At 69.4% G+C, this 10,371-nt stretch carries 8 protein-coding genes and 1 pseudogene; 3 read left to right on the top strand and 6 right to left on the bottom strand.

The window, feature by feature from the left end; genetic code table 11:
• The coding region (locus tag ACFE86_RS18195; protein WP_375456728.1) for a helicase HerA-like domain-containing protein at window positions 1-1,451 on the top strand (1,451 nt) is incomplete at its 5' end.
• 67 nt (window positions 1,452-1,518) lie between these two features.
• Here the strand turns inward: ACFE86_RS18195 and glnT are convergent.
• From glnT to ACFE86_RS18165, 6 genes are all read right to left on the bottom strand, one after another.
• Window positions 1,519-2,826, bottom strand: a complete 1,308-nt coding sequence (gene glnT / locus ACFE86_RS18190; protein WP_375456727.1) for a type III glutamate--ammonia ligase — start codon at window positions 2,824-2,826, stop codon at window positions 1,519-1,521.
• A gap of 67 nt (window positions 2,827-2,893) precedes the next feature.
• A complete protein-coding gene (locus ACFE86_RS18185; protein ID WP_375456726.1) occupies window positions 2,894-4,222 on the bottom strand; it encodes an FMN-binding glutamate synthase family protein in 1,329 nt (442 codons plus the stop codon).
• A gap of 16 nt (window positions 4,223-4,238) precedes the next feature.
• Window positions 4,239-4,919 (bottom strand): protein GlxC, encoded by a 681-nt coding sequence (locus tag ACFE86_RS18180; RefSeq protein WP_375456725.1) that lies wholly within the window; start codon window positions 4,917-4,919, stop codon window positions 4,239-4,241.
• A 36-nt stretch (window positions 4,920-4,955) separates the two neighbouring features.
• Window positions 4,956-5,864 (bottom strand): glutamine amidotransferase family protein, encoded by a 909-nt coding sequence (locus ACFE86_RS18175; protein WP_375456724.1) that lies wholly within the window; start codon window positions 5,862-5,864, stop codon window positions 4,956-4,958.
• Window positions 5,865-5,956: 92 nt separating this feature from the next.
• On the bottom strand, window positions 5,957-6,643 hold the full coding sequence (locus ACFE86_RS18170) for a helix-turn-helix domain-containing protein (RefSeq protein WP_375456723.1): 687 nt from the start codon (window positions 6,641-6,643) through the stop codon (window positions 5,957-5,959).
• Window positions 6,644-6,707: 64 nt separating this feature from the next.
• Complete coding sequence (locus ACFE86_RS18165) at window positions 6,708-8,243, bottom strand: PLP-dependent aminotransferase family protein (protein WP_375456722.1); 1,536 nt, start codon at window positions 8,241-8,243, stop codon at window positions 6,708-6,710.
• Between the two features lie 240 nt (window positions 8,244-8,483).
• On the opposite strand from ACFE86_RS18165, the gene ACFE86_RS18160 reads away from it, so the two are divergent.
• Together ACFE86_RS18160 and ACFE86_RS18155 are read left to right on the top strand one after the other, a co-directional pair.
• On the top strand, window positions 8,484-10,052 hold the full coding sequence (locus ACFE86_RS18160; protein WP_375456721.1) for an ABC transporter substrate-binding protein: 1,569 nt from the start codon (window positions 8,484-8,486) through the stop codon (window positions 10,050-10,052).
• Window positions 10,049-10,371: pseudogene (locus ACFE86_RS18155) on the top strand (hypothetical protein); the annotation flags it as partial. The gene ACFE86_RS18160 and the pseudogene ACFE86_RS18155, both read left to right, overlap by 4 nt.

The raw sequence follows: 10,371 nt of genomic DNA, 5'->3' as shown, positions 1-10,371 counted from the left end.
CCAACCGGCACGGGCTGGTGGCCGGCGCCACCGGCACCGGCAAGACCGTGACGCTGCAGGTGATGGCCGAGGGCTTCTCGAATGCCGGCGTCCCGGTCTTCGCCGCCGACGTCAAGGGCGACCTGTCGGGGCTGGCGGCTGCGGGCGAAGCCAAACCCGTCTTCCTCAAGCGGGCGGAGGAACTCGGCATTCCCTACGAGCCCGACCGCTTCCCGACCGTGTTCTGGGACCTGTTCGGCGACCAGGGCCACCCGATCCGCTGCACGGTGACCGAGATGGGGCCGCTGCTGCTGGCCCGCCTGCTCGAACTCAACGACACGCAGGAGGGCGTGCTCAACATCGCCTTCCGCGTCGCCGACGAGAACCACTGGCCGGTGATCGACCTGAAGGACCTGCGCGCGCTGCTGGCCTACTGCTCCGAGAACCTGAAGGCGGTCTCGGGGACGTACGGCAACGTCTCGGCGGCCAGCGTCGGCGCGATCCAGCGGCAATTGCTGATGCTGGAGAACCAGCAGGCGGACGCCTTCTTCGGCGAGCCGGCGCTGGATCTGAACGACTTCATGCGCACCGACCGCGACGGGCGCGGCATCGTCAATATCCTGGCCGCCGACAAGCTGATGCAGCGGCCGCGGCTCTACGCCTCGTTCCTGCTGTGGATGCTCTCGGAGCTGTTCGAGCAGCTGCCCGAGGTCGGCGACCGCGACAAGCCGAAGCTGGTGTTCTTCTTCGACGAGGCGCACCTGCTGTTCGACGACGCGCCGAAAGCCCTGCTCGACGCCGTCGAGCAGGTGGTGCGGCTGATCCGCTCCAAGGGCGTGGGCGTCTACTTCGTGACGCAGAACCCGCTCGACGTGCCGGAGGCGGTGCTGGGCCAGCTCGGCAACCGGGTGCAGCACGCGTTGCGCGCCTTCACCCCCCGCGACCAGCGCGCGGTGAAGGCCGCCGCCGAGACGTTCCGGCAGAATCCCGGTTTCGACGTGGCGGCGGCGATCACCGAACTCGGCGTCGGCGAGGCGCTGGTGAGCTTCCTGGAACCGAAGGGCACGCCCTCGATGGTCGAGCGCGCGTTGATCGCGCCGCCGCAGGGCCGCGTCGGGCCGCTGACCTCGGCCGAGCGGGCCGACCTCATCGCGAAAAGCCCGCTGCGGGGGAAGTACGACGAGGCCGTGGACGGCGAGAGCGCCTACGAGATGCTCGCCAAGCGCAAGAACCTCGACGCCGCGCCGGCCGAGGCCGCGCAGGCGTCCGGGGGCGGGCTCGGCGGGTTGCTCGGCGGCCTCATAGGCAGCGTGTTCGGGGCGCCCGCGCCGCAGGGCAAGGGCCGGCGGCCGCCGAAAAGCCTCGCCGAGGAGGTGGTCGGCAACGCCGCCCGCTCGATGGCCCGCAGCGTCGGCACGCAGGTCGGCAACGCGATCCTGCGCAACGTGCTCGGCGGGCTGACCAAGCGATAGGACCGTAAAACTTCGCCAACGGAAGCGTTTTCCAGCGCGGTGGCGACCGGCCGTCGCGGCGAGGGTGTCAGATATCGAGCGTCGTGTCGCGCTCCCAGGTCGTGAAGTGGGCGCAGTAGCTGTCCCATTCCCTCCGTTTCAGCTTGAGGTAGGCGGCCGAAAACTCGGTACCCAGGCTCTCGCGCAGGGCGACGTCCGACGCGAAGGCGCGGAGTGCGTCGAGGAGGTTCAGCGGCAGGCGGGGCGCGTCCGTGACCGTGTGGCCGTCGCGGTACATGTCGATGTCGCGGTGCGGGCCCGGGTCGGCCTCCGTCGCCAGCCCATCCATGCCGGCGGCGATCACCGCCGCCTGGAGGAGGTAGGGGTTGGCCGCACCGTCCGGCAGGCGCAGCTCGAAGCGTCCCGGCCCCGGCACGCGCACCATGTGGGTGCGGTTGTTGCCGGTCCAGGTCACGGAGTTCGGTGCCCAGGTCGCCCCCGAGACCGTGCGCGGCGCGTTGATGCGCTTGTAGGAGTTGACGGTCGGATTCGTGATCGCCGCGAGCGCCGGGGCGTGCCGCATGATCCCGCCGAGGAAGTGCCGGCCTCGGGCCGACAGGCCAAACGGCATCTGCAGATCCTCGAAGGCGTTCTCGGTTCCCGCCGTATTCCAGACCGAGATGTGGCAGTGGCAGCCGTTGCCGGTCAGGCCTTCGAAGGGCTTGGGCATGAACGTGGCCCGGAAGCCGTTCCGCTCGGCGACCGACTTGACCATGAACTTGAAGAAGGCGTGCTTGTCGGCCGTCGCGAGGGCATCGTCGTAGTCCCAGTTCATCTCGAACTGGCCGTTGGCGTCCTCATGGTCGTTCTGATAGGGGTTCCAGCCGAGCGCCAGCATGGAGTCGCAGATCTCGGCGATCACGTCGTAGCGGCGCATCAGGGCCTGCTGGTCGTAGCAGGACTTTTCGGCCGTATCGCGATGGTCGGAGATCGCCGAGCCGTCCGGGGAGAGGAGGAAGAACTCCGCCTCGACGCCGGTCTTGATCCGAAGCCCCTGGGCGGCGGCCTGCTCCACCAGACGCTTCAGGATGACCCGCGGGGCCTGAGCCACCGGGTTGCCCTCCATGGTACAGTCGGCGGCAATCCAGGCGACCTCCGGCTTCCAGGGCAGGCGGATCACCGAGGCGGCGTCCGGTATCGCGAAGAGGTCGGGATGGGCCGGGGTGAGATCGAACCACGTGGCGAAGCCGGCAAAGCCCGCTCCGGCCCTCTGCATCTCCGCGATCGCCCGCGCCGGCACGAGCTTCGCGCGCTGGCAGCCGAACAGGTCCGTGTAGGAGATCATGAAATACGTCACGCCGTGCTCGGCAGCATAGGCGGTGAGGTCGGTCGTCACGGTCGTCCCCTCAGGTGACAGCGATCGGGTGGAGGCGGCCGCACAGCGGCCGGCGGGGTTGCAGGAGCTAAAAACCCGGCTTGCCGGGGTACCATTCCGTGCCGGCGAGAGGCACGCGGGCCATGGCGGCGGCCTCCAGCGTGAGCGCCACGAGGTCTTCCGGCTCCAGATTGTGGAGGTGGTTGTGGCCGCAGGCGCGCGCGATGGTCTGCGCCTCCAGCGTCATCACCTTCAGGTAGTTGGCCAGCCGCCGGCCCGCGAGCGCCGGATCGAGGCGGGCCATCAGCTCAGGGTCCTGCGTCGTGATGCCGGCGGGATCGCGGCCTTCGTGCCAGTCGTCGTAGGCCCCCGCCGTCGAGCCGAGCTTACGGTACTCGTCCTCCCATCGCGGATCGTTGTCGCCGATGGCGACCAGCGCCGCCGTGCCGATCGAGACGGCATCCGCCCCGAGCGCGATGGCCTTGGCCACGTCCGCGCCCGAGCGGATGCCGCCGGAGACCACGAGTTGCACCGTGCGGTGCAGACCGAGATCTTGGAGCGCCTGCACCGCCGGCCGGATACAGGCCAGGATCGGCTGACCGACATGCTCGATGAAGACGTCCTGCGTCGCCGCCGTGCCGCCCTGCATGCCGTCGAGGACGACGACGTCCGCGCCGGCCTTCGCGGCGAGCGCCGTGTCGTAGTACGGGCGCGCGCCGCCGATCTTGACGTAGATCGGCTTCTCCCAATCGGTGATCTCGCGCAATTCGCCGATCTTGATCTCGAGGTCGTCGGGCCCCGTCCAGTCCGGGTGCCGGCAGGCCGAGCGTTGGTCGATGCCCTTCGGCAGGTCGCGCATCGCCGCGACGCGGTCGGAGATCTTCTGGCCGAGCAGCATGCCGCCGCCGCCGGGCTTGGCGCCCTGGCCGACCACGACCTCGATCGCGTCGGCGCGCCGCAGGTCGCGCGGGTTCATGCCGTAGCGCGAGGGCAGGTACTGGTAGACGAGGAACTGCGAATGGCCGCGCTCCTCGTCGGTCATGCCGCCGTCGCCGGTGGTCGTGGCGGTGCCGGCGAGCGTCGCGCCGCGCCCCAGCGCCTCCTTGGCGTTCGCCGACAGCGAGCCGAAGCTCATGCCGGCGATGGTGATCGGGATCTTCAGCGCGATCGGCCGCTTGGCGAAGCGCGTGCCGAGGGTGACGGCCGTCCCGCAGGCCTCGCGGTAGCCCTCCAGCGGGTAGCGCGACATCGAGGCGCCGAGGAACAATAGGTCGTCGAAATGCGGCACCTTCCGCTTCGTGCCGCCGCCGCGGATGTCGTAGATCCCGGTCGCCGCCGCGCGGCGGATCTCCGCCAGGGTGTGGTCGTCGAAGGTCGCGGACTTGCGCGGGGGCATCCGTGGGTTCTGATAGGTCATCGCCCGGTCTCCTCGCTCAGTAGGCGTTGTCGATGTTGAAGGTGTACAGCCTGCGCGCCGAGCCGTAGCGCCGGAATTCCTCCGGCCGGACGCCCGCGACGTCCGCCCGGTCCAACAGCGCCGCGAGATGCTCCAGGTGCTCGGGGCGCATCGCCTTCTCGACGCAGTCGGCCCCGAGGCTCTTCACCCTGCCGCGCACGAAAAGCTTCGCCTCGTAGAGCGAGTCGCCGAGCGCCTCGCCCGCGTCGCCCAGGACCACGAGCGAGCCGGACTGCGCCATGAAAGCGGACATGTGCCCGATCGATCCGTGCACGACGATGTCGATCCCCTTCATCGAGATGCCGCAGCGCGAGGCCGCGTTGCCCTTGATGACGAGCAGGCCGCCGCGCCCCGTCGCCCCGGCATATTGCGACGCGTCGCCCTCGATCAGGACGGTGCCGGACATCATGTTCTCGGCGACGCCGGGCCCGGCCGAACCGTGCACCGTCACCGTGCCGCCGTCGTTCATGCCGGCGCAGTAGTATCCCACCGAGCCGTGCACCGCGACGGTGACGGGCGCGTCGATCCCGACGGCGATCGCGTGCCGGCCGCGGGGATTGAGGACCGCGAAGGCGGTGTCGTTGGCTCCGGCCGCGACGCCGTGGAGGGCTTGGTTCAGGGCGCGCAGCGGCGTGACGGCGAGGTCGAAGGCGGGCATCGGCAGGTCCGTGGCGCGGGCGTCGGCGGGAGGGGGTCAGGCGGCTCGCCGCTGGTCCCAGAAGTAGACGGTCGCGGGCTCCGGCTCCCAGACGCGCGCGGCCTCGATCCCGGGCAGCCCGACCAGCGCGCGGTACTCCGAGCCGAAGGCGACGTACCGGTCGGTCTCGGCCATGATCGCCGGCTTGCAGGCGATCGGATCGCGCAACACGCCGAAACCGGACTTCGTCCCCACGACGAAGGTGAAGAAGCCGTCGAGATCCGCCAGCGCCCCTTCGAGGGCCGCCCCGAGGTCCTTGCCCCGCGCCATCGCCATCGTGAGATAGGCGGCCGCGACCTCCGAGTCGTTCTTCGTCTCGAAGACCATGCCTTCGCGCGCCAGCGCGCGGCGCAGATTGTTGTGGTTGGAGAGCGAGCCGTTGTGGACGAGGCACTGATCGGCGCCGGTCGAGAACGGGTGGGCGCCCAGCGTCGTCACCGCCGATTCCGTGGCCATGCGGGTGTGCCCGATGCCGTGGGTGCCCGACATCCCGGCGATGCCGAACCGCTCCACCACGTCCCGCGGCAGGCCGACCTCCTTGTAGATCTCGACGCTGTCCCCCGAGCCCATCACGCGCAGATCGGCGGAGATGCCCTTCAGCGCCGCCCGCGTCGCGTCGAGCCGGTCGGCATCGAGGGTGATCACCGCGTGGCTGCTCTTCACCGCGACGCGCGCCGTGCCCCCGGAAGCCGCGCCGAGGCGCCGCTCCAGGTCAGCGAAATCGGCCTCCGGACGCGGCGACTGCACGGTGATCTTCGCCGTCCCCGGGAGCGCCGCGCCGTAGATCGCGATGCCCGCCGAATCGGGTCCGCGATCCGTCATCGTGACGAGCATGTCGGACAGGAGCGCGCCGAGCTGCGGTTCCAGGACCGTGTCCTTCAGGAACAATCCGACGATGCCGCACATGGCCCCGCTCCCCTCTCGCGTCTGACCGAATGATAGGCCGGATTGGCCGCTCGGTTCAACCAGTAAGAAATTAAAATTCTCTTGAAGAATGTTCAGCTGGCGCCGCCGGTCTGCGGGTAGGCGATGATGGAGAGGTAGCGGGCGGGGAGCACGAGCAGTTCCGCCGGTCCGTGCGGCGCGTCCGCGTCGAAGAACAGGCTGTCGCCCGGCTGCATGTGGAAGCGCCGGTCGCCGTGGCGGTACAGGACCTCGCCCTCCAGCATGTGCAGGAACTCCATCCCCGTGTGCTGGAAGGTCGGGAAGACGTCCGAGTCGGTCGTCAGCGTGATCAGGTACGGCTCGACCGTCACGCCGCTGGTGTTCTCGTGGATGTGGCCGAGCATCTTGTACTGGTGTCCGGACCGCGTGCCGCGCCGCTCCAGTTCCACCCCCTCGCCGGCCTTGACGAAGACCGCGTTGCGGACGCCCTCGTAGCGCCGGAAGAAGCCGGTGATCGGCACGCCCAGCGCCTGCGAGAGCGTCTGGAGCGTCGTCAGGGACGGCGAGATGTTGCCGTTCTCGATCTTCGACAGCATTCCGGAAGACAGACCCGCCGCCGCGGCGAGGTCGGCGACCGTGATGCCCAGCATCTTGCGGCGCTCGCGCACCGCGTGGCCGATCGCCCGTTCGAGGTTGTTCTCGCGCGGCTCGCGGACGGCGTGCGGGTCCTGCGATAGGGCGGACCTGCGCGTCCGGCTCTCGGCATCGCCCGTCGTCCGGTTCGATGAGCCTGACGACATGGTTGGTCTCTCCGATCTGGAGTGCTTCCCGGCGAAGTGGACACCGGTTCGTCGAGCGCGCGCGTCAAGACAAAGACCCGGAGCCTTGCCCGATCGCGACGCGATCGGGCAAGGCTCCGAGAGCGAGAATGTCCGCACGAAGCGGCGCCAATCGCGCCAGCCCCTGGCCGATCTCCCCGGCGTTGAAGGCGGAGAAGCCGAGCAGGAGCCCCTGCTGCGGCCGGCCCGACGCGTAATAGGGCGACAGCGGCCGGATCACGACGCCGCGCTCCGCCGCCGCCCGGACGAGGCGGCGGTCGTCCGCCTCCTCCGACAGGCGCAGGATGACGTGCACCCCCGTATCCGTGGCGGCGAAGGGCAGGTCCCGGCCGAACAGGGCGTTGAGCCCCTCGATCATCTGCGACTGGCGCGCGCGATAGAGGCCGCGCATGCGGCGGACATGCGAGACGAACAGGCCGCGCAGCATGAATTCCGACAGCACCATCTGCTCGATCAGGGAGGCGTGCCGGTCCAGGATCGCCCGCGCCTTGGCGAAGGCGTCCGCCAGGTCCGAGGGCACCACGAGGTAGCCCAGCCTGAACGAGGGCAGCAGGATCTTCGAGAACGTGCCGACGTGGAACGTCCGGCTGTCGCCGTCGAGGCCGAAGACCGCGGGCAGCGAGGCGCCCGCGTAGCGGAACTCGTTGTCGTAATCGTCCTCGACGATCCAGGAGCCGCCCTTGCGCGCGAACCGGACGAGGGCATGGCGCCGGGCGAGCGAGAGCGCGGGCCCGAGGGGATAGTGGCGCGACGGGCTCGCCACGATCAGGCGCGGGACCGGATGCCGGGCGGCGGCCTCCTCGATGCACATCCCGTCGCCGTCCACCGGAACCGGATAGATCGTGCCGCCGTTCGCGCGGACCACGGCGCGCGATCCGACGTAGCCGGGCTCCTCGAGCCAGACCGGGTCGCCCGGATCGAGCATCATCCGGCAGATCAGGTCGAGGCTCTGCTGGGAGCCGGTCGTCACGATGACCTGTGAGAAATCGCAGCGCATGCCGCGCGAGGCGTTCAGGTGCTGCGCGATCGCGCGGCGCAGCGGCTCGTAGCCGGCGTTCGACGTGTCGGCGAGGATCTCGCCGGTCAGGCGCCCCGACGTCTCGTTCAGGAGCCGCAGCCACGTCTTGATCGGGAATTCCCGCAGGTCGGGGACGTCGGGCATGAAGGTCGTCGGCCGCTCGGCGAACTCGTCGCCGGCCGACGACAGGATGCCGCCCCCGCGGCGCGAGAGCGTCCGGAACGGGTAGCCCCCGGTGCCGCCGTCCCCCGGCGCGGCCGCCTCCGCCGCGATCGAGGTGGCCGCCACGAAGGTGCCGGCGCCGACGCGGCCGGAGAGGAAGCCCTCCTGCGTCAACGTCTCGAAGACCTGGAGCACGGTGTTGCGCGAGACGCCGAGTTCCTCGGCGAAGATGCGCGTCGACGGCAGCTTGGCGCCCACCGGGATGCGGCCGTCCTGGATCGCCTCGCGCAGGCGGTCGGCGAACTGTCGATGCATCGGCTCCCGTGCCGATCTGTCCAGTTTCAGTGCAATGATCGAGCCGGTGACCGCAGTTTTGGGCATCGTGCCTATCCGTTGAACAAGACATCGGTGGAAGGCGTCACCGGTGTTCTCAATGGACCCTGATTTAAACGGAAAATGGACCTGCCGCGAGATCGATTGGCACTGTCAACTCCGATCGCGCCACTCGCAATGGGTTCTTCGGTGTGGGGGCTCGCGAGGCGGGGACACGCAGCCCGGACGGGCCGGCGCTCCGCGCACGCACCGACGCCGAACGGTTCCCTCCCGCAGGATCGCCTCACGATGACCACCGAGAAGCAAGCCATCCACGACATGCTCGCCCGCTACGACGCGGGGCGATTGAGCCGACGGAGCGTGTTGAAGTCGCTCGGGCTCCTCGGCGTCTCGTCCGCCGTCGCCACGGCCGTCCTGCGCTCGCCGCTGGGCGCCGCGGAGGCGATGGCCACGATCACCGGGCCGGAGGAGCGCGCCTGGGCGCTCGCCAAGGAGGCGGCCGCCAGGGCCACCAAGAAGACGCTTACGGTGCTGATCCCCACGGGGTCGATCGGCAACGTCAGGCTCTACGTGGACAAGTGGAAGACCGAGCTCGGCATCCAGCTCGAGTTCATCGAGGAGCCGGACGAGGTCGTCCACACCAAGGGCATGCAGGAGGCGGTGGCCAAGACGGGCCGCTACGACGTGATGATGCCCACCGCGATGTCCTATCCCGACTGGATCGATTCCGGCGTGATCTTCGACCTCACGGACTGGACCGAGACGTACCGCCCCGACCTGTTCAACAAGGAATGGGGCATCGTCTTCCCCACCAGCCACCACGCGCAGCTCTACAACGGCCGCGTCGTCGGGCTTGCCTGCGACGGCGACCAGATCACCCTGCTGTGCCGCGACGACCACCTCAAGAACGCAGACAAGATGAAGGCCTTCGCGGACAAGTTCGGCTACCCGCTCGCCGTGCCCGCCACGTGGAAGGAGTACTTCAACCTCGCCCAGTTCATGCACGATCCGGCCAACAAGTTCTTCGGCAGCCTGGAATACCGCTCGCGCTACTACGTGAAGTGGATGTTCATGCAGCGCCTCGCCTCCAAGGGGCGGCTGTGGTTCGACGGCGACATGAACCCGACCTTCAACTCCGACGAGGGCGTCGCGGCGCTGGAGGACATGCTGGCCCTCAACCCCTACCTGCACCCCGATGCGTTCAGCTTCACCTGGTCCTCGAACTACAACGCCTTCGGCCGCGGCGAAGGCTTCATGAACATCGTCTGGCCCTCGGGCTTCAAGTACGCCAAGGCGCCCTCGACCGGCCCCGCCACCACCGGCCGGATCGCGGCGACCGTCATGCCGGCCGACACGCTCAAGGACGGCAGCCTGCTCTATGCCGGCATGTTCTGCTGGGGCTACGGCTACGCGGTGTCCAAGTATTCGGCCAATCCCGAACTGGCCTACGCCTACGCGCAGTGGATGACCTCGCCGACCGTGTCGATGGACGCGATCCCCTATCTCGGCGGCTACGCCGACCCGATCCGCGTCAACCACATGCTGGCGCCGACCCCGCGCATGCTCGACACCTACTCACCCGAATACCTGCAGACGCTCTACAAGAACATGGTCAACACCGTGCCCGACTTCTGCCTGCCGGGCGGCTTCGAGTACCAGGACGCCCTCGACAAGGAGGTGCATGCCTGCATGACGGGCGACAAGAAGCCGAAGAAGGCGCTCGACGACGCGGCCCGGGCGTTCGAGCGCATCACGCGGCGGATCGGGAAGGACAAGGTCAAGAAGTCCTGGCTGTCGCTCGCCACCAACCTCGCCGAGCCGATCAGGAAGGCCAGCGGCGCGGACAAGTGGGTGTGATCGCCCGCAGCGTCCCGGGCCGCGGCGCGGCGCGCTCCGGGGCGGGGCCCGGCCTGATCGTGCCCGCCGGCAGCGCCGCCGGCCGGGCGGAGGCCGCGTCGGCCCCGTCCGGCATCGGCGTGCGCCGAGCGGTCGGCCTCGGGCGCCTGATGACCCTTCCGGGCCAGGTCATCTCGATCCTGGTCCTGATCGTCCCGCTGCTCGTGGCGCTCTACATGAGCTTCACGGACTGGTCGCCGACCCGCGGCTCGCTGCTCGACGCGCGGTTCGTCGGCTTCGACAACTATGCCGACCTGCTGGTCTACGACACGCGCTTCGT

It is taken from the genome of uncultured Methylobacterium sp., from assembly GCF_964244095.1.
Classification (GTDB): Bacteria; Pseudomonadota; Alphaproteobacteria; order Rhizobiales; family Beijerinckiaceae; genus Methylobacterium.
Note: the sequence above shows the minus strand (reverse complement) of the source record. Positions and strands in the feature narration are given on the sequence as shown.